Below are 18,646 nucleotides of genomic sequence, written 5' to 3'. Positions count from 1 at the left end.
AGGAGACAGGCCATGAACAGTTTCGCCTCACCCTCGCATGCCCAGCCGACGGCTGCGCCCCTGCCCTTTTCGCGATTGCGGGCAGCGGTGGAGGATCTCTATCCGCGTTTGCTGGATGCGATTCTCGAACAGCGCATTGATGCGGACAGCCGTTTTACCGAAGACAGTTTGAAAGAGATGTTCGGCGTCAGTCGTGCAGATGTGCGGCGGGTGCTGACGCAGTTATCCCATGAACACATCGTGGTGCTGCGGGCCAACCATCGCCCGCGCGTGGCGGCGCCGAATCTGGAGCAGACGCGGCAGGCTCTGCATGCGCGGCGACTGACCGAAAACACCTTGGTGCGCTTGGCGTGCCAGCGTCCGCAAGCTGACGGTTTGAAACGCTTGCGCGGGTTGATCGAGCGCGAACGTCAGGCCGTTGACCAAGATCGGCGCGGTGCGGCGATTCGTTTGTCCGGGGAGTTTCATCTGACGTTGGCGCAGATGGCGGGGAATGCGCCGTTGGCGCATTTTCTTGGCAGCCTGGTGCCGCTGACGTCGTTGGCGATTGCGCGGTGCGCGGGCTCTACGCACAGCTGTTGCGCGTGGCAGGAACATAAGGCGCTGGTTGAGGCAGTGGAGCGTGGCGATGCTTCCAAGGCTGGAGTGCTGATGAATCAGCATTTGGATCATCTTGAGCAAACATTGCTGGGTTCAGACCTTGAGCATTTTGCTGTCGGTTAGATCGCCTTCGCGAGCAGGCTCGCTCCCACAGTAGACCGCATTCTGTCAGTTGGAATGCAATTCACTGTGGGAGCGAGCCTGCTCGCGAAGAGGCCCTTCCAGCCACCACAAATTCAGTTTTGCGGTGCCGCCACTCTGGCAAACCCCGCCCGAATCTTCTCTTCCGGCAACTCATCGGCAATAAATACAATTACGCTTTCCCGCGCCTCGCCCTCGGCCCATTCGGTGTCCCAGTCGAAACCGTAGAGCTTCAACACGCCCTGAAACACCAAGCGCCGATCTTCGCCGGCAATGCTCAGCACGCCTTTGTAGCGCAGCAATTGCTTGCCGTGCTCTTCGAGCAGTTCATTCATGAATTCGCTGAGCTGATCGATATCCAGCGGCTGGCCGGTGCGCAGCACCAGACTGGAAATGCGATCGATCGACGGCGCTTTGCTCACCGGGCGCAGGCTCAAGCCGCCGCCAAGGTCGGCGTTGAGATTGAAGCCGCGGACATCGAGCAATTCCGCCAGATCGATGTTGCCGTGATCAACCACACGCACCGGCGCGCGCCGGTTGATCCGCGTCAGGCGTTCGCTCAACGCGTTGAACGTGGCCTCGTCGACCAGATCGGTTTTGCTCACCAACAAGCGGTCGGCAAAACCGATCTGCGCCTGAGCGATGGTCTGGCTCAGATGCACGTCGGCGTGGGCAGCATCGACCAGGGTGATGATGCCGTCGAGCAGATAACGCTCGCGCAGTTCTTCGTCGATAAAAAATGTCTGCGCGACAGGCGCGGGATCGGCCAGACCGGTGCACTCGATGACCAGCCGATCGAAGGCGATCTCGCCGCTGTCCAGCCGTTCGAGCAGCAAGTACAGGGCTTTGGTCAGGTCGGTGTGGATGGTGCAGCAGACGCAGCCGTTGGCCAGGGTCATGACTTGCACCGGTTCGTCACCGAGCAACTGAGTGTCGATACCGGCGTCGCTGAATTCGTTTTCGATTACGGCGATTTTCAGGCCGTGCTCGGCTTTCAGAATATGGCGCAGCAAGGTGGTCTTGCCGGCGCCGAGGAAACCGCTGAGGACCGTGACCGGGATGGGAGAGGACAAAACTCGATCTCCTTCACAAGATGAATGAACAACACAAAAACAACTGTGGGAGCGAGCCTGCTCGCGAAAGCGGTGTGCCAGTCAAATCATTCATCAACTGACACTCCGTATTCGCGAGCAGGCTCGCTCCCACAGGGGGGATTGCATCAACCGCAGGCTGTCAGCTCAACAGCACTTCGGCCCACCCTTGCCACCGTAACGGGCTTCCTGACGTTCGCGGAAGAACATCTCGTAGCTCATCACCGGTTTGTCCGGGTGTTTGGTTTGCATATGCTCGACGTAGGTGTCGTAGTCGGGCATGCCGACCATCAGGCGCGCGGCCTGACCGAGGTATTTACCGAGGCGACTCAGGTCATTGAACATGCTGCAATCCTCTGGTTACGCATCCGGCAGAGCCTGGAATGGCGATTCTTTATCCGTACGCTCTTTTTTGCCCCAAGCGGCGATGCCGACCTTGAGCGCATAGAACAGGATACTGAAGACCACGAACAGGAACAGCGCGGTGAGCGTTGCGTTGGTGTAGGCATTGAAGATCACATGCTGCATCTGCTCGACGCTTTTTGCCGGTGCCAGCACCTGACCATTGGCCAGCGCATCGCTGTATTTCTTCGCCAGCGACAGGAAGCCGATCGCCGGGTTGGCATCGAACAGTTTGATGAAGCCCGCGGTCGTAGTGCAAATCAGCAGCCAGGTGGCCGGCAGCAAAGTGACCCAAATGTAGCGCTGACGCTTCATTTTGATCAGAACCACGGTGCCGAGCATCAGCGCGATACCGGCCAGCATCTGGTTGGAGATACCGAACAGCGGCCACAAGGTGTTGATGCCGCCCAGTGGATCGATCACGCCCTGGTACAGCAACCAGCCCCACATCGCCACACAACCGGCGGTGGCGATCAGGTTGGCGGTCCACGATTCGGTACGTTTCAGCGCCGGCACGAAGGAGCCGAGCAGATCCTGCAGCATGAAACGTCCGGCACGGGTACCGGCGTCGACAGCGGTCAGAATGAACAGCGCTTCGAACAGGATCGCGAAGTGGTACCAGAACGCCATGGTGTTTTCACCCGGCAGGACACTGTGCAGGATCTGCGCGATACCGACCGCCAGGGTCGGCGCACCACCCGCACGGGCCAGAATGGTGGTTTCGCCAATGTCATGCGCCACGGCTTGCAGCGCTTCCGGCGTGATCGCAAAGCCCCAGCTGGAGACCACTTGCGCAACCGAAGCGACATCACTGCCGACCACGGCGGCCGGGCTGTTCATGGCGAAGTACACGCCAGGCTCGATCACCGAAGCGGCGACCATGGCCATGATCGCCACGAACGACTCCATCAGCATGCCGCCGTAACCGATGTAACGGGCGTTGGTTTCGTTATCCAGCAGCTTCGGCGTAGTGCCCGAAGAAATCAGCGCGTGGAAACCGGAAACCGCACCGCAGGCGATGGTGATGAACAGGAACGGGAACAGACCGCCCTTCCACACAGGGCCAGTGCCGTCGACGAACTGGGTCAGCGCCGGCATTTTCAGCTCGGGCATGGTCACCAGAATACCGATCGCCAAGGCGATGATGGTGCCGATCTTGAGGAACGTGGACAGGTAATCGCGCGGCGCCAGAATCAGCCACACCGGCAACGATGCCGCGACGAAACCGTAACCGACCAGCATCCAGGTAATCTGCACGCCGGTGAAAGTGAACGCCTTGGCCCACACCGGATCAGCGGCAATCTGCCCACCGAGCCAGATCGAACCGAGCAGGAGCAACACGCCGACCACGGAGATTTCGCCAATGCGGCCCGGGCGGATGTAGCGCATGTAAATGCCCATGAACATCGCGATCGGGATGGTCGCCATCACGGTGAAGATGCCCCATGGGCTCTCCGCCAGTGCTTTGACCACGATCAGCGCTAGCACCGCGAGGATGATGATCATGATCAGGAAGCAGCCGAACAGGGCGATGGTGCCGGGCACGCGGCCCATTTCTTCACGCACCATGTCGCCCAAGGAACGGCCGTTGCGCCGGGTCGACATGAACAGAACCATGAAGTCCTGCACCGCGCCCGCCAGCACCACGCCGGCAATCAGCCAGAGCGTGCCGGGCAAGTAGCCCATCTGCGCGGCCAAAACCGGGCCGACCAGAGGTCCGGCGCCAGCGATCGCGGCGAAGTGGTGACCGAAAAGAATGTGTTTGTTGGTCGGCACATAGTCCAGACCGTCGTTGTTGAGCACGGCGGGGGTGGCCCGACGCGGATCAAGTTGCATCACATGGTTAGCGATGAACAGACTGTAGTAACGGTAAGCAACCAGATAAATGGCCACTGCTGCGACCACGATCCACAAGGCGTTGATCGCCTCGCCGCGGCGCAATGCCACTACGCCCAGGGCGCACGCTCCTACGATTGCCAGCACTAGCCAGGGTAAGTGGCGTAGCAGGCTATTATTATTTTTCATTTTATTATTCCAGCCAGGGTGGACAAGAAAGACAGCCACCCCGAGTTTAGCGCTTACGGCGCCAAAGGCCATACCCCGACGTTGGTCTAGACGCTTTACCGATTGGCTGGCGCCCGCATTCGCGGTCTATAGTCAGCGAACCTTCATGAGGATTGCGCCATGAGCGAGCACCCAGCCAACCGTCGTCGCTTCAAACGTATTGCGTTCGATGCCAGAACCGAGCTGAGTCAGGGCGAATACATCTGGCCGGTCAAACTGATTGATCTGTCGCTCAAAGGATTGCTGATCGAACAGCCGGAACCCTGGCTAGGGGACAAGTCGCAGGACTTTCTCGTCGACATTCATTTGAGCGATGACGTCGATATCCAGATGGATGTGCACTTGGCCCACGAAGAAAACGGCCAGCTGGGGTTTGTCTGCCGGCATATCAGCCTGGAATCCATCCAGCGCTTGCGGCGGTTGATCGAGCTGAACCTGGCTGACGAAGCCGAACTGGAGCGCGAACTGGGTGCCCTGATCGAAATCTAGGCGCGACATCAAACCCTGTGGGAGCGAGCCTGCTCGCGAAGACGGTGTGTCATTGAGCAATGATGCCGACTGACACGGCCCCTTCGCGAGCAGGCTCGCTCCCATAGGTCAGGCGTTCACTCAAACAATGCGTCGAGGGCTTGTTCGAGGCGGGTGACGGCGATGATCTGCAAGCCCGGCGGGGATTCCTTCGGCGCATTGCCCTTGGGCACGATCGCCCGTTTGAAGCCATGCTTTGCCGCTTCCTTCAAGCGCTCTTGACCGCTTGGCACTGGGCGCACTTCGCCGGACAGGCCGACCTCGCCAAACACCAACAAATCATGCGGTAACGGCCGATTACGCAAACTCGACATGACCGCGGCCATCAGCGCTAGGTCAGACGCCGTCTCCAGCACCTTCACCCCGCCGACCACATTGAGAAACACGTCCTGATCGTGGGTCGGAATCCCGCCATGGCGATGCAAAACCGCGAGCAACATCGCCAAACGGTTCTGATCCAGACCCAACGTCACCCGTCGCGGGTTGGCCAGATGACTGTCATCGACCAGCGCCTGCACTTCTACCAGCATCGGCCGTGTGCCTTCCCACGTCGCCATGACCACACTGCCCGGGACTTCTTCCTGCGCGCGAGTGAGAAAAATCGCCGAAGGGTTGGAGACTTCTTTCAAACCTTTATCAGTCATGCCGAAAACGCCCAACTCGTTGACCGCCCCGAAACGGTTTTTCACCGCGCGCAGCAAACGTAGACGCCCATCCGATTCGCCCTCGAAATACAAAACGGTGTCGACCATGTGCTCGAGAACCCTAGGGCCGGCGAGCGCGCCTTCCTTGGTGACGTGGCCGACAAGGAAAATCGCCGTGCCGCTCTGTTTGGCATAACGCACCAGCAGTGCCGCGCTCTCACGCACCTGGGAGACGCCGCCGGGCGCCGATTGCAGTTGTTCGGTGAAAATCGTCTGGATCGAATCGATCACCATCACCTTGGGCTTTTCCTGGCGGGCGGTGGCGATGATGGTTTCGATGCAGGTTTCGGTCATCACCCGCAGTTGATCCTGCGGCAAGCCGAGGCGGCGGGCGCGCATCGCCACTTGCTGCTGGGATTCTTCGCCGGTGACGTAGAGGGCCGGCATGCTCTTGGCGAGGTTGCACAAGGTCTGTAACAGAATCGTCGATTTGCCGATGCCTGGATCGCCGCCGATCAACACCACCGAGCCGTCGACCAGACCGCCGCCGAGCACACGGTCCAGTTCGCCGGAAGCCGTGGAGAAACGCGGAATTTCTTCAATGCTGACCTCGGCCAGCGTCTTGATCTGTGCCTGCTGCCCCGCCCAACCGGTGCGACCGGTGGGCGCCGTGGCGCCGCCACTTTCAATCATGGTCTCGGTCAGGGTGTTCCACGCGCCGCACTCACCGCACTGGCCCGCCCATTTGGGAAAGGTTGCGCCGCACTCGGTGCAGCCATACATGCGCTTGGCCTTGGCCATCTGAACCCCCGGCAAAACCGCGATGATAACGCAGACATGGGGGTGGACGTGATGTCGTCAATCGCCGCCTCGTACTGAACACACTTCAAAGCCTTCAATAAAGTGGGTGTATATGTAGCGAAACAACTGTAAGAGAGCTGAAACAACTAAATGACCCAGTCAATTGAACACACCTTGGACTCACCAATACTATCTGTATAACTTTTCCCGTCAGTTCGCTCCAATTGCAACCATTAGTTCCGACAATCAATCGCGCAAGCCTTAACTCATTAGCCGCCAGATATATTTCAAATTGTAAATGAACGACAAAGCAACGATTCGCCCAATTAACTATATCGTTCGTAATAGCTTCGAACGTGCTGCATATCTGACGACTTACTCTATAAACCCCACTCAGATCAAATGAGCAGAATCCATCTGTCAGTTTCAGCACTCATGAAAAGGTGCTGCCTGCCTTCCTGAAGGCAACGTTGATGGCTGCACAACAGGCGTTCCAAAGGGCTCGAACGGGTGCGCCGGTGCTGGCGTTTTGTAAACTTTCGGGGGATCTGCCGGTCGATAACTGGCAAGCTGTGTAAGCAGGTGTGTCGAGCGAGATGCGCTTGGCTGTCTTACACTGCGTTCACCAACCTCATCTGTAACAAGGAATAACCTATGGGCGTGCTAAGTGAGTTCAAGGCCTTCGCGGTCAAAGGCAATGTGGTCGACATGGCCGTCGGTATCATCATCGGTGCTGCCTTCGGCAAGATCGTTTCGTCGTTTGTCGGCGACGTGATCATGCCTCCAATCGGCCTGCTGATCGGCGGGGTGGACTTCAGTGACCTGGCTGTCACCCTCAAGGCTGCAGACGGCGCTACCCCCGCAGTAGTGCTGGCTTACGGCAAGTTCATCCAGACCGTTCTCGACTTCATCATCGTTGCCTTCGCCATTTTCATGGGCGTCAAAGCCATCAACCGCCTCAAGCGCGAAGAAGCCGTGGCGCCTAGCCTGCCGCCGGTTCCGACCAAAGAGGAAGAACTGCTGGGCGAAATTCGTGACCTGCTCAAGGCACAGAACAACCAGCCCTGAGGCCCGCGCTCAATAGCCAACGGCACCTGCACGGTGCCGTTTTTTTTTACCAATAATTTTCTACCGCGACCTGGCCAGGCTTGCGGCTCAGGCTCAAGCGCATCTGCCGCTGCTTTAATAGCGCGCGAGTGTCATCGATCATCTGCGGATTGCCACACAACATGACCCGTGAGTGCTCCGCGCTCAGTTTCAGGCCAGCTGCCCGCTCCAGTTCTCCGCTTTCGATGAGGTCGGTAATCCGCCCATTCAGCGCGCCTGGATGTGTTTCGCGGGTGACGGTAGGGATGAACTGCAATTTGTGGGCGTGCTCAGCCAGGTAATCACGTTGGCTCAGCTCGGCAATCAGCGACAGATAAGCCAGCTCCCGCGCCTCGCGCACGCTGTACACCAGAACGATCCGTTCGAATTTCTCCCACACCTCGAAGTCTTGCAGGATCGACAGAAACGGCGCCACCCCAGTCCCTGTGGATAACAGCCACAGGTCACGGCCATCGACGAACCGATCCAGGGTCAAGTAGCCGAATGCCTGGCGTTCCACGAGCAAGGTGTCGCCGGGCTGCAAGCGGCTCAGCTCACTGGTGAACTCCCCGCCGGGCACCACAATGGAGAAGAATTCGAGGAACTCGTCGAACGGTGACGAGACCATGGAATAGGCACGCCAAACCGTGCTGCCATCGGCTTTGGTCACGCCCAGACGGGCGAACTGGCCGGCGCGAAACCTGAATCCGGCGTCACGAGTCGTACGCAACGTGAACAGGCTGGGCGTCAGGGGTCGCACTTCAAGCAAGGTCTGGCGAGTGAACTTCTCTGCACTGTCGGTCATGGACAACTCCGTTTCAGGTCGTGCCCAGTGTCGCGCAAAGGTGTCGTTTTAAACACCACCAATTAGTAATGTTATTAAAAGGTGTTACAGCTGCATAACAACACGGCGTATTGAATTAATTTAGAGCAAAAGACCCAATCTCTTTGAATGTCAGCTGCAATATCAAATTATTATTCTTTTAATAACCCTTTCAGCAAAACACGCTCTATCTCAAGAGCGAAAAAATTCGAGCCAAAGATAAGAAATCTCCTACACTCCGTTCCGTAACATCTTGGATCCAAATCCCTCCCCCGCCTATGGATAAACCCCACGGAGTGATCGCAATGGAAATGTGGAAGGAATCACAATTAAAACAGCTGACGTTTGCCAGGGAGGTCGATACTGCTTATCCGATTCTGCTGCGGTTCGCCGAAAACATTGGCTTTAACTTCTGCTCAATCACCCTGACCGCGTCAAATCCCCAGTCACGCTTCAATGCCTTGCAAATCAATAACTACCCGAAAGCCTGGAACCTGCAGTACGAGCAGGAGCATTACGAAAACATCGACCCGATCATTGCTCACTGCAATCACTCAATGCAGCCGATCGTCTGGAGCGACACGGCCTACGCTAATTCACCCAGCCTGTGGAAGGGTTTGCAAGAGAACGGAATTCGACATGGTTGGTCACAGTCGTTCCATCACGAAGAAAGCGGCCTGTGCAGCATTATCAGCCTGGCCAGGAAGCATTCCCCGATCAGCCCGTTCGAGCTCTATGAGCATTTCGGCTACATCTTTTATGCGACCAGTCATCTGAGCGAGCTGTTTGCCCGCACCTTGCCCAACCGTTCAACCAAGGCTCGGCCACCCCAGCTGTCGCCTCGCGAACTGGAAGTGCTGCAATTGTCCGCCGGCGGCAAAACTGCTCATGAAATTTCGCGGATCCTCAGCCTGAGCGAGCGGACCGTGAATTACCACGTCCAGAACGTGATCGAGAAACTGAACGTCTGCAACAAGATTTCTGCGGTGATCGCCGCGGCACGCGCCGGAATCATCTAAACCGGATCTGCTCGCCGGCGTGAAAACAGGCGGGTATTGGCGGAGAAAAAAACGTACCATTTACGGCCTTCCTGAGTGTTGACGCAAGATTGCGTCGCAGTGCACTCGGTCGGTTCCGCCGCACATCATCAGGGCCGCGGAACACCCGTTGATCACCTGAGTTCCCGCCCCATGCCTTTGCTCGATACGCCCTTCGCCCAGCTTGACCTGATTCGCCAGCCCGAACAGCAAAACGAACCGCTGCAAGCGTTCGATGCCGCCGACGAATACCTGCTCAATCATCTCGCTGCCCAGCAACCGGCGGCCAGTACCCGGGTCCTGGTGCTCAATGACAGCTTTGGTGCACTGGCCGCCAGCCTGCTGGGCAAGGTTGAGGTGAGTACGAGCGGCGATTCTTTCCTCGGCTTTCTGGGACTGGAAAAAAACCTCCTGCGCAATGGCCAGGCATTCGACGCCATCCGCCCGATTGCGGCGAGTGAACCTTTGGTCGGGCCGTTTGACCGCGTGCTGATTCGCGTACCGAAAACCCTGGCACTGCTGGAAGAACAACTGATTCGTCTGCAAGGGCAACTTGCCCCCGGTGCCGAAGTGATCGCGGCCGCCATGGTCAAACACCTGCCGCGTGCAGCCGGTGACCTGCTGGAGCGCTACATCGGCCCGGTTCAGGCCTCGCTGGCGGTGAAAAAGGCCCGCCTGTTGATCGCGACGCCGGAGCCGAAAGCCCCCGCGGTCTCGCCCTACCCGACCCGCTACAGCCTCGACGAGCCGGCCATTGAACTGCTCAATCACGCCAACGTGTTCTGCCGCGAAGGCCTGGACATCGGCACGCGCGCGTTCCTCCAGCATCTGCCGAAAAATCTTGGCAGCGCACGGGTAGCCGATCTGGGCTGCGGCAACGGCGTGTTGGCGATTGCCAGCGCCCTGCACAATCCGGATGCGCATTACACGCTGGTCGATGAATCCTTCATGGCGGTGCAGTCAGCCGAGGAAAACTGGCGCGCTGCGTTGGCTGATCGCGACGTAGTTGTGCGGGCCGGCGATGGTCTCGCCGGTCAGGAGCCGCAGTCGCTGGACATCGTGTTGTGCAATCCGCCGTTCCATCAGCAGCAAGTGGTCGGTGACTTCCTCGCCTGGCGCATGTTTCAGCAGGCCCGCGAAGCGCTGGTGGTGGGCGGTGCGCTGTACATCGTCGGCAACCGTCACCTGGGCTATCACAGCAAACTGGCGCGGCTGTTCCGTGGCGTCGAACAAGTCGCGGCCACTCCGAAATTCGTCATTCTCAAAGCACGCAAGTAATTCGCAAGGCAAAAAAAACCCTCCATTCGGAGGGTTTCAAATCCGTGCCCGAAGGCGCCGGGACGGAATCTCTAGTGAGTGGTCAGGCCTGCGGCGTTCATGAACAGGCGCATCAGGCTGGCGGCAATAAACAGCACGCCAACGCTGCCGACCCAGATCAAGGCCAACCAGCCGAGCCGCTGCCATAGCGGTTTTTTTTCGGCTTCTTCAATGTCGTGCAAGGAATGTTTGCCGGTCATTGCATCGATCCTCTGTTAAGCAATGGCGTCCCTGAGGACGCCTTCGCGGGCAGGCTCGCTCCCACAAGAAGGGAGCGCAGCAGCAGACTAGTGATAACCGTCTTCATGGGTAACCTTGCCGCGGAACACGTAGTAGCTCCAGAAGGTGTAGCCCAGGATAAACGGGATGATGAACAGCGTGCCCACCAGCATGAAGCCCTGACTCTGCGGCGGTGCGGCGGCGTCCCAGATCGAGATCGACGGCGGCACGATGTTCGGCCACAGGCTGATGCCCAACCCGCTGTAGCCGAGGAAGATCAACACCAAGGTCAGCAGGAACGGCATGTAGTTGGCATTGCGCGCCACGGCGCGGATCAGACCGTACATCGTCACCAACACCAGAATCGGCACCGGCATGAACCAGAACAGATTCGGCATGCTGAACCAGCGGGTCGCGATGTCCGGGTGCGCCAACGGCGTCCACAGGCTGACGATACCGATGACCGCCAGCAGGACGAACGCCAGTGGCCGGGCCAGATTGTGCATCTGCTCCTGCAACTTGCCTTCGGTCTTCATGATCAGCCAGGTACAGCCGAGCAAGGCATACGCCACCACCAGCGCGGCGCCGCAGAACAAGGTGAACGGCGTCAACCAGTCCAGTGAGCCGCCGGCGTATTGCCGATTGACCACTGGCAACCCGTCGATGAACGCACCCAGCGCCACCCCTTGAAAGAACGTCGCGGCCACGGAACCGCCGATAAACGCCTTGTCCCAAAGATGACGCTTGTCGTCCTTGGCCTTGAAGCGGAACTCGAACGCCACACCACGGAAAATCAAACCGATCAGCATGAAGATCAGCGGCAGGTACAACGCCGACAGCACCACCGAATAGGCCAGCGGGAACGCGCCGAACAACGCCGCGCCGCCCAACACCAGCCAGGTTTCGTTGCCGTCCCAGACCGGGGCGACGGTGTTCATCATCACGTCACGGTCGACTTTGCCGGGGATGAACGGGAAGAGAATCCCGATGCCCAGATCGAAGCCGTCCATGACCACGTACATCATGATGCCGAAGATGATGATCACGGCCCAGATCAGCGGAAGATCAATACCCATGAGTCAAATCTCCTTGGTCAGGCGAACGTCGTCGTCGCCGTGATCGGCATCCGCCGAATCGTCGGCCGCGGACAGCGGACGAGCCGGCGTGCGTTTCTTGCCTGGACCACCGTCCGGCGTTTCTGCGCCTTCGCTGATTTTCGGCCCTTTGCGCACCAGACGCATCATGTAGCCGAGACCGGCACCGAACAGCGCGAAATACACCACCACAAACATGATCAGCGTGATGCTCATCTGCATGAAGCTGTGGTTGGAGGACGCGTCCGCCGTGCGCATCAGCCCGTAGACCACCCACGGCTGACGGCCGATTTCAGTGGTGAACCAGCCCGCCAGAATCGCGATCAGACCGGACGGCCCCATCCACAACGCCAGGTACAGGAAAGGTCGCGAGGTATAGAGCGTGTCGCGTTTGCGCAGCCACAGGCTCCACAGGCCGGTGAAGATCATCAGGAAGCCAAGGCCGACCATCACCCGGAACGACCAGAACACGATGGTCGAATTCGGCCGGTCTTCTGGCGGAAATTCCTTGAGCGCCGGCACCTGTTTGTCCAGCGAGTGAGTGAGAATCAGGCTGCCGAGGTACGGGATCTCCACTGCGAACTTGGTTCTCTCTTCTTTCATGTCCGGCCAGCCGAATAGGATCAGCGGCGTCGCTTCGTCGCCTTTGTTTTCCCAGTGCCCTTCGATCGCAGCGATTTTCGCCGGTTGATGTTCGAGGGTGTTAAGGCCATGGAAGTCGCCAATCACCGCTTGAATGGGTGCAACGATCAACGCCATCCACATCGCCATCGACAGCATGGTGCGGATCGCCGGGTTGTCCTTGCCGCGCAGCAAGTGCCAGGCCGCCGACGAACCGACGAAGAACGCCGTCGCAACGAATGCCGCCGTCGCCATGTGCATCAGGCGATACGGGAACGATGGGTTGAAGATGATCGCCAGCCAGTCGGTCGGGATCACCTGACCGTTGACGATCTCGAAACCTTGAGGGGTTTGCATCCAGCTGTTGGAGGCGAGAATCCAGAACGTCGAAATCAGCGTGCCGATGGCCACCATGACCGTGGAGAAAAAGTGCAGCCCGCGCCCGACCTTGTTCCAGCCGAACAGCATCACGCCGAGGAAACCGGCCTCGAGGAAGAACGCCGTGAGCACTTCATAGGTCAGCAACGGCCCGGTGACGGCGCCGGCGAAGTCCGAGAAGCGGCTCCAGTTGGTGCCGAACTGATAGGCCATGACCAGACCGGAGACCACACCCATGCCGAAGTTGACGGCAAAGATCTTCGACCAGAAATGGTAGAGGTCACGGTAGGTGTCGTTGTGGGTTTTCAGCCACAGGCCTTCGAGTACCGCAAGGTAGCTCGCCAGACCGATGGTGATGGCCGGGAACAGGATGTGGAACGAGATGGTGAACGCGAACTGAATTCGGGCGAGATCTAGTGCCTCTAAACCGAACATATGGCTTCCTCTGTCAGGTAGTACCGGCTGCGGACCCGAGGGCCTGCACCCACTGCCCCCACGGATATGGAGTGCGGCGAATTCTGATTCGTTCTTTTTAAACAACCATCGCAACGCAGGGAGTCTGGCCAACTGGCCACCAGATCAATTCCTTTTGGGTCTTGATCTGGATCAAGCAACGTTGAAAGAGTAGTCCCATTTTTGCCGATGAACCGCGTGGTCGTTTGCCGCGTGACAAGTTGCCTCATAACCGTGGCAAAGCCCTGCAACAAATCCACAGGGGGCTGGCGGAGCGCAAAACAGTACAGATCTTGAGCGCGGCACAAATCTGCGAACAGTCGAATCCATCTGCACCGCAAAAAATTCGATGTCTTCCTAACTAAATTTTTTGTCATAGCAACTTCCTGTTACAGACTGGTGATAACCTCGGCATTCCCCTCGACCCAGACCTGCCCTCAGATGCCCAGCCAAGAGCCCCTGCTGTTACGTCACCACCGCCCGTTTCTTGCGTTCTGGATGGCGCGGATTTTCACCGCCAGCGGTTTTCAGATGCTCACCGTGGCGATCGGCTGGAACCTCTATCAGCTGACCGGCAACGTCCTCGATCTGGGCTTGGTCGGTCTGGTCGAGTTCGCGCCGCGTGTGCTGTTCATGCTGCACACCGGGCATGTCGCCGATCGCTACGACCGACGCAAAGTCGCGGCGATCTGCCAGTCGTTGCAGGCATTGATCGCACTGGCGCTGGCCATTGGCAGCGCGACCGATCACGTTACCCGCGAGATGATTTTCATCCTGGCCTTCCTGCTCGGCGCGGCGCGTTCGTTCGAGATGCCCACCACCCAAGCCTTGCTGCCGAGCATTGTGCCCAGCGCGCTCTTTCCGCGAGCCGTCGCCGCGGCGCAGTCGGCGCAACAGTCGGCGACCATCGTCGCCCCGGCCCTCGGCGGTTTGCTCTACGCCTTCGGCAGCGTCTGGGTCTACGGCCCGACGGTGCTGCTGTACGTGATCGCCTGCACGCTGATGCTCAACCTGCCCGCGCGGCAAACGCCGTTGAACAAAGGCAAAGCCACACTGGATTCGTTGCTGGCGGGGATTCGCTTCATTCGCAGCCGCCCGGACATCCTCGGAGCAATTTCGCTGGATCTGTTTGCGGTGTTGCTCGGTGGCGCCACGGCGCTGCTGCCGGTGTTCGCCAAAGACATTCTGCTGACCGGCCCGTGGGGCCTCGGCCTGTTGCGTTCAGCGCCGGCGGTCGGCGCGCTGGGGATGTCGCTGTTCCTCGCCCGGTTCGCCGTGGAACGTAACGTCGGCCGGGTCATGTTCACGGCGGTCGGCATCTTTGGCGTCGCGACCATCGCCTTCGGCCTGTCGACCTCGTTCTGGTTCTCGCTGGCGGTGCTGGTGGTGCTCGGCGCGGCGGACATGATCAGCATGGTCATCCGCGCGTCGTTCGTACAACTGGAAACTCCGGACGAAATGCGCGGCCGGGTCAGCGCGGTGAACGGCCTGTTCATCGGCGCCTCGAACCAGCTGGGCGAATTCGAATCCGGCGTCACCGCCCACTGGTTCGGCACCGTGCCCGCGGTCGTCATGGGCGGGATCGGCACGCTGGTGGTGACCGGGACGTGGATCAAGTTGTTTCCAACACTGGCGAATCGCGACCGGATGCATGTGCCGGTGGAAGAGGTGAAGGTCTGAGGCCTTCAAACCAACAACTCCCCCGCCACCTTCGCCCGCAACGCCTTGCCGCCCAGTTGCTCGACCAGCGTCAGGGCAAATTCGAGCGCAGCGCCGGAGCCCTGCGCGGTGATGCAGTTGCCATCCACTACCACGGGTTGATCAACAAACGTACAGCCGGACAATTGATGGCTGGCACTCGGCAGACAGGTCATCCGCCGCTGGCGCAGCACGCCAGCCGCTTGCAGGGCGACAGCCGGGGATTCGCCGATGCCGGCGAACAGGCGTCCGGCGCTGGATTGATCCTTGAGCAGTTGTTGCAATGGTTGATGCGCTGCCAAGTGTTGCGAACCCACGTCGCCGCCGGGCAAGACAATCAGGTCAAAATGCTGCGCCAGCACATCGACCAGCATGCCGTCGGCGGTCAGACGGGTGCCGCGAGCGCAGGTGAGCATGCGCCGGCCTTCGATGCTCGCCGCGACGACTTCAATCTCGGCTCGACGCAATACGTCGATCAGGGTCACACTTTGCAGATCATCGATGCCCTCGGCGAGGGTAATCAGGGCTCTAAAGGTCATGGGCGCTATCCGCTGGGTGGTCTTTAAAGCGTAGTCAGCTTCCCCCGGATCGCGCAGTATGAGCCGTTACTTGATGTAAAGCTGAGTGGAAATGGTGTTGCCCGGCGCGTTGAGCGATGTGTTGCTGAAAGTGAACGTGCCTTCCTGCTTGCCGCCCAGATCATAAATGTACAGAGCGCCGACGATTCTCGTCGCCGCGCCAGTGCACTCCGTCAGGTTGCCGTTACCAAAGGCGCACACCTGGGTTTTCATGCCGTCGAGGCCGAAACCGTCCAGCGCAACATGAGGCACGCGACCGTAACCCATCTCCAGCACATAGACCTTGATGTTCGCCCCGCCGTGGTCGCAAGCGGTCTTGTCCTGGCCCTCGGAAATATTTTCGATGCCACAGGCCGCCGACTGCACCTTGAGCACCTGGGCGCTGGACAGCGGTGGAGCCGAAGCCGCCATTACCGCAGGGACACCGGCCAAAAACGCACAAAACAGACCCAACGTTCGAACGATATTGCGCTGCACAGCCACCATGACCACCTCCCCAAAACTGGCGCGCAGTATGTCTCACTTCGCCTGACTGCAAAACATCGCCGACGATCGCAGCCAATCCCCCACGCTGCTGGTATGATGCGCGGCTTTTTCCGGCCCACCACAATTTTCCAGGCGCTTGCGACGGTCTGTGCTTTGCTGTTGAGGTCGATACATTCACGGCGCCACGCGCGCCACGGGGAGCAGACATGCTGGAAAGGCTGTTTCAACTCAAGGCACACAACACCAACGTGCGCACCGAGATTCTTGCGGGCATCACGACGTTCCTGGCCATGGCCTACATTCTGTTCGTCAACCCGAGCATTCTCGGCGAGACCGGCATGGACAAGGGCGCGGTATTCGTTGCCACCTGCCTGGCCGCCGCGATCGGTTCGACGATCATGGGCCTGATCGCCAACTACCCGATTGCCCTCGCTCCGGGCATGGGTCTGAACGCCTTCTTCACCTATACCGTGGTTTTGCACATGGGCCACACCTGGCAAGTGGCGCTGGGTGCGGTGTTCATTTCGGCGGTGTGCTTCTTCCTGCTGTCGATCTTCCGCATCCGTGAGTGGATCATCAACAGCATCCCGCTGCCGCTGCGCTCGGCCATTGCCGCCGGTATCGGCCTGTTCCTGGCCCTGATCGCCCTGCACAACGCCGGCATCGTGGTCAGCAACCCGGCGACCATGGTCGGCCTCGGTGACCTGAAACAACCGGCACCGATTCTCGCCACCCTCGGCTTCGCCCTGATCGTTGCTCTCGAAGCGCTGAAAGTGCGCGGCGCGGTGCTGATCGGCATTCTGGCGGTGACGATCATCTCCATCGCCATGGGCTTCACCCCTTTCGGCGGCGTGACCTCGATGCCTCCGTCGCTGGCGCCGACATTCATGCAGCTGGACATCAAAGGCGCACTGGACATCGGTCTGGTCAGCGTGATCTTCGCCTTCCTGTTCGTCGACCTGTTCGACAACTCCGGCACCCTGATCGGCGTCGCCAAGCGCGCCGGCCTGATGGGCAAGGACGGCCACATGCCGAAAATGGGTCGCGCACTGATCGCCGACAGCACCGCGGCCATGGCCGGTTCGCTGCTGGGCACGTCGACCACCACCAGCTACATCGAGTCCGCTGCTGGCGTCAGCGCCGGTGGCCGTACCGGTTTGACCGCCATCGTTGTGGCGATCCTGTTCTTGCTGGCGTTGTTCTTCTCGCCACTGGCGGCCAGCGTTCCGGCGTTCGCCACCGCGCCGGCACTGCTGTTCGTCGCCGTGTTGATGACTTCGGGCCTGGCAGAAATAGACTGGGACGACATCACCGTTGCCGCGCCGGTTGTCGTGACCGCGCTGGCCATGCCGTTCACTTACTCGATCGCCAACGGCATCGCCTTCGGCTTCATCTCCTGGACCGTGATCAAGCTGCTGTCGGGGCGCGCCCGCGAGCTGAACCCGGCGCTGGTGATTCTGTCGATTCTGTTCGTGATCAAGTTGGGTTGGTTCAACGCATGACATTCGATTCCCAGGCTTACGCCGAGCAACTAGAAGCCAAGGTCGCGCGCTTGCGTGATCTGCTGGCGCCGTTTGATGCCCCCGAGCCGACCGTGTTCGACTCACCCCTGCAGAACTTCCGTCTGCGCGCAGAGTTCCGTTTGTGGCGCGAGGGCGGCGATCGGCATTACGCAATGTTCGCTCAGGACGACAAGCGCACGCCGATCCTCATCGAAGAATTCCCGATCGCCAGCCTGCGCATCAACCAGTTGATGCCACAGCTGAAGGCTGCGTGGCAGGCCAGTTCGGCGCTGAGCCACAAGCTGTTTCAGGTCGAGTTTCTGACCACGCTGTCGGGCGATGCGATGATCACCCTGTGCTATCACCGTCCGCTGGACGAGCATTGGCACGCGGCGGCGACCAAACTGGCGGCGGATCTCGGCGTCAGCATCATTGGTCGTTCGAAGGGCAAACGCGAAGTGCTCGGCCTCGATTATGTGGTCGAGAAACTCGACGTCGGCGGTCGCACTTTCAGCTATCGCCAGCCCGAAGGCGCGTTCACCCAGCCGAACGGCACGGTGAACCAGAAAATGCTCAACTGGGCGTACGAAGCGCTCGGCGATCGCAGCGACGATCTGCTGGAACTGTATTGTGGCAACGGCAACTTCACCCTGCCGCTCGCCACCCGCGTGCGCAAAGTGCTGGCCACCGAGATCAGCAAGACCTCGGTCAACGCTGCGTTGAGCAACCTCAGCGAAAACGCTGTGGATAACGTCACCCTCGTGCGCTTGTCCGCCGAAGAACTGACCGAAGCGCTCAACGAAGTGCGCCCGTTCCGTCGCCTGCAAGGCATCGACCTGAAGAGCTATGAGTTCGGCAGCGTCTTCGTCGACCCGCCACGCGCCGGCATGGACCCGGACACCTGCGAGCTGACCCGCCGCTTCGACAACATCCTGTACATCTCCTGCAACCCGGAAACCCTGGCAGCCAACATCGCCCAACTGCACGACACGCACTGCATTACCAAATGCGCGTTGTTCGACCAGTTCCCGTGGACGCATCATATGGAATCGGGCGTGCTACTGACCCGGCGTTGATTGCGGG

Annotated in this window: 18 protein-coding genes; 8 read left to right on the top strand and 10 right to left on the bottom strand. The window is 59.5% G+C overall.

The annotated features are described in order from the left end of the window. Positions 1–12 precede the first annotated feature (12 nt). Positions 13–723, top strand: coding sequence for a GntR family transcriptional regulator (locus ACQ4OE_RS18170; RefSeq protein ID WP_430947454.1), 711 nt, complete (start codon positions 13–15; stop codon positions 721–723). 113 nt (positions 724–836) lie between these two features. On the opposite strand, the gene yjiA is transcribed toward ACQ4OE_RS18170, so the two are convergent. The 3 genes from yjiA to ACQ4OE_RS18155 all read right to left on the bottom strand — a co-directional run bounded on the left by yjiA (position 837) and on the right by ACQ4OE_RS18155 (position 4,259). Continuing rightward, complete coding sequence (yjiA, locus tag ACQ4OE_RS18165; RefSeq protein ID WP_430947453.1) at positions 837–1,814, bottom strand: GTPase; 978 nt, start codon at positions 1,812–1,814, stop codon at positions 837–839. 165 nt (positions 1,815–1,979) lie between these two features. After that, positions 1,980–2,177, bottom strand: a complete 198-nt coding sequence (locus tag ACQ4OE_RS18160; protein WP_003228401.1) for a YbdD/YjiX family protein — start codon at positions 2,175–2,177, stop codon at positions 1,980–1,982. 15 nt (positions 2,178–2,192) lie between these two features. After that, positions 2,193–4,259: a carbon starvation CstA family protein gene (locus ACQ4OE_RS18155; RefSeq protein ID WP_430947452.1), complete on the bottom strand. Its 2,067-nt coding sequence runs from the start codon at positions 4,257–4,259 to the stop codon at positions 2,193–2,195. A 159-nt stretch (positions 4,260–4,418) separates the two neighbouring features. Here ACQ4OE_RS18155 and ACQ4OE_RS18150 point away from each other — a divergent pair, with 159 nt between their 5' ends. After that, the gene (locus tag ACQ4OE_RS18150) at positions 4,419–4,787 is read left to right on the top strand and encodes a PilZ domain-containing protein (RefSeq protein WP_122592760.1); all 369 of its coding nucleotides are present in this window, start codon (positions 4,419–4,421) and stop codon (positions 4,785–4,787) included. A gap of 116 nt (positions 4,788–4,903) precedes the next feature. On the opposite strand, the gene radA is transcribed toward ACQ4OE_RS18150, so the two are convergent. Then, positions 4,904–6,271, bottom strand: coding sequence for a DNA repair protein RadA (radA, locus tag ACQ4OE_RS18145; protein WP_007909773.1), 1,368 nt, complete (start codon positions 6,269–6,271; stop codon positions 4,904–4,906). 654 nt (positions 6,272–6,925) lie between these two features. Between radA and mscL the strand changes: the two genes are divergently transcribed. Beyond that, positions 6,926–7,339, top strand: a complete 414-nt coding sequence (mscL, locus tag ACQ4OE_RS18140) for a large-conductance mechanosensitive channel protein MscL (protein ID WP_122592759.1) — start codon at positions 6,926–6,928, stop codon at positions 7,337–7,339. A gap of 46 nt (positions 7,340–7,385) precedes the next feature. Here the strand turns inward: mscL and ACQ4OE_RS18135 are convergent, their stop codons facing one another. Then, complete coding sequence (locus tag ACQ4OE_RS18135) at positions 7,386–8,162, bottom strand: ferredoxin--NADP reductase (protein WP_430947451.1); 777 nt, start codon at positions 8,160–8,162, stop codon at positions 7,386–7,388. Positions 8,163–8,485: 323 nt separating this feature from the next. On the opposite strand from ACQ4OE_RS18135, the gene ACQ4OE_RS18130 reads away from it, so the two are divergent. Together ACQ4OE_RS18130 and ACQ4OE_RS18125 are read left to right on the top strand one after the other, a co-directional pair. Beyond that, positions 8,486–9,199 (top strand): autoinducer binding domain-containing protein, encoded by a 714-nt coding sequence (locus ACQ4OE_RS18130; protein ID WP_430947450.1) that lies wholly within the window; start codon positions 8,486–8,488, stop codon positions 9,197–9,199. Between the two features lie 171 nt (positions 9,200–9,370). Next, on the top strand, positions 9,371–10,495 hold the full coding sequence (locus tag ACQ4OE_RS18125; protein ID WP_430947449.1) for a methyltransferase: 1,125 nt from the start codon (positions 9,371–9,373) through the stop codon (positions 10,493–10,495). Positions 10,496–10,566: 71 nt separating this feature from the next. Here the strand turns inward: ACQ4OE_RS18125 and ACQ4OE_RS18120 are convergent, their stop codons facing one another. The 3 genes from ACQ4OE_RS18120 to ACQ4OE_RS18110 form a co-directional block, all read right to left on the bottom strand. Beyond that, a complete protein-coding gene (locus tag ACQ4OE_RS18120; protein ID WP_095048725.1) occupies positions 10,567–10,734 on the bottom strand; it encodes a DUF2474 domain-containing protein in 168 nt (55 codons plus the stop codon). A gap of 87 nt (positions 10,735–10,821) precedes the next feature. Continuing rightward, positions 10,822–11,829, bottom strand: a complete 1,008-nt coding sequence (cydB, locus tag ACQ4OE_RS18115) for a cytochrome d ubiquinol oxidase subunit II (RefSeq protein WP_122592754.1) — start codon at positions 11,827–11,829, stop codon at positions 10,822–10,824. A gap of 3 nt (positions 11,830–11,832) precedes the next feature. Beyond that, entirely contained in the window at positions 11,833–13,281 is a 1,449-nt protein-coding gene (locus ACQ4OE_RS18110; RefSeq protein ID WP_430947448.1) for a cytochrome ubiquinol oxidase subunit I, read from the bottom strand. A gap of 459 nt (positions 13,282–13,740) precedes the next feature. Between ACQ4OE_RS18110 and ACQ4OE_RS18105 the strand changes: the two genes are divergently transcribed. Beyond that, positions 13,741–14,979 (top strand): MFS transporter, encoded by a 1,239-nt coding sequence (locus ACQ4OE_RS18105; protein ID WP_122592752.1) that lies wholly within the window; start codon positions 13,741–13,743, stop codon positions 14,977–14,979. A 5-nt stretch (positions 14,980–14,984) separates the two neighbouring features. Here ACQ4OE_RS18105 and ACQ4OE_RS18100 read toward each other — a convergent pair whose 3' ends face one another. Next, complete coding sequence (locus tag ACQ4OE_RS18100) at positions 14,985–15,536, bottom strand: DJ-1 family glyoxalase III (RefSeq protein WP_430947447.1); 552 nt, start codon at positions 15,534–15,536, stop codon at positions 14,985–14,987. A 66-nt stretch (positions 15,537–15,602) separates the two neighbouring features. Further along, positions 15,603–15,986, bottom strand: a complete 384-nt coding sequence (locus ACQ4OE_RS18095) for a DUF4879 domain-containing protein (RefSeq protein ID WP_240999194.1) — start codon at positions 15,984–15,986, stop codon at positions 15,603–15,605. A gap of 281 nt (positions 15,987–16,267) precedes the next feature. On the opposite strand from ACQ4OE_RS18095, the gene ACQ4OE_RS18090 reads away from it, so the two are divergent. Both ACQ4OE_RS18090 and trmA read left to right on the top strand, forming a co-directional pair. Then, complete coding sequence (locus ACQ4OE_RS18090; RefSeq protein ID WP_122592749.1) at positions 16,268–17,563, top strand: NCS2 family permease; 1,296 nt, start codon at positions 16,268–16,270, stop codon at positions 17,561–17,563. Continuing rightward, positions 17,560–18,639, top strand: coding sequence for a tRNA (uridine(54)-C5)-methyltransferase TrmA (trmA, locus tag ACQ4OE_RS18085; protein WP_430947446.1), 1,080 nt, complete (start codon positions 17,560–17,562; stop codon positions 18,637–18,639). The genes ACQ4OE_RS18090 and trmA overlap by 4 nt, the downstream gene beginning before the upstream one ends. The last annotated feature ends 7 nt before the right edge of the window (positions 18,640–18,646 follow it).

The organism is Pseudomonas sp. WC2 (assembly GCF_050586545.1).
Classification (GTDB): Bacteria; Pseudomonadota; Gammaproteobacteria; order Pseudomonadales; family Pseudomonadaceae; genus Aquipseudomonas.
Note: the sequence above shows the minus strand (reverse complement) of the source record. Positions and strands in the feature narration are given on the sequence as shown.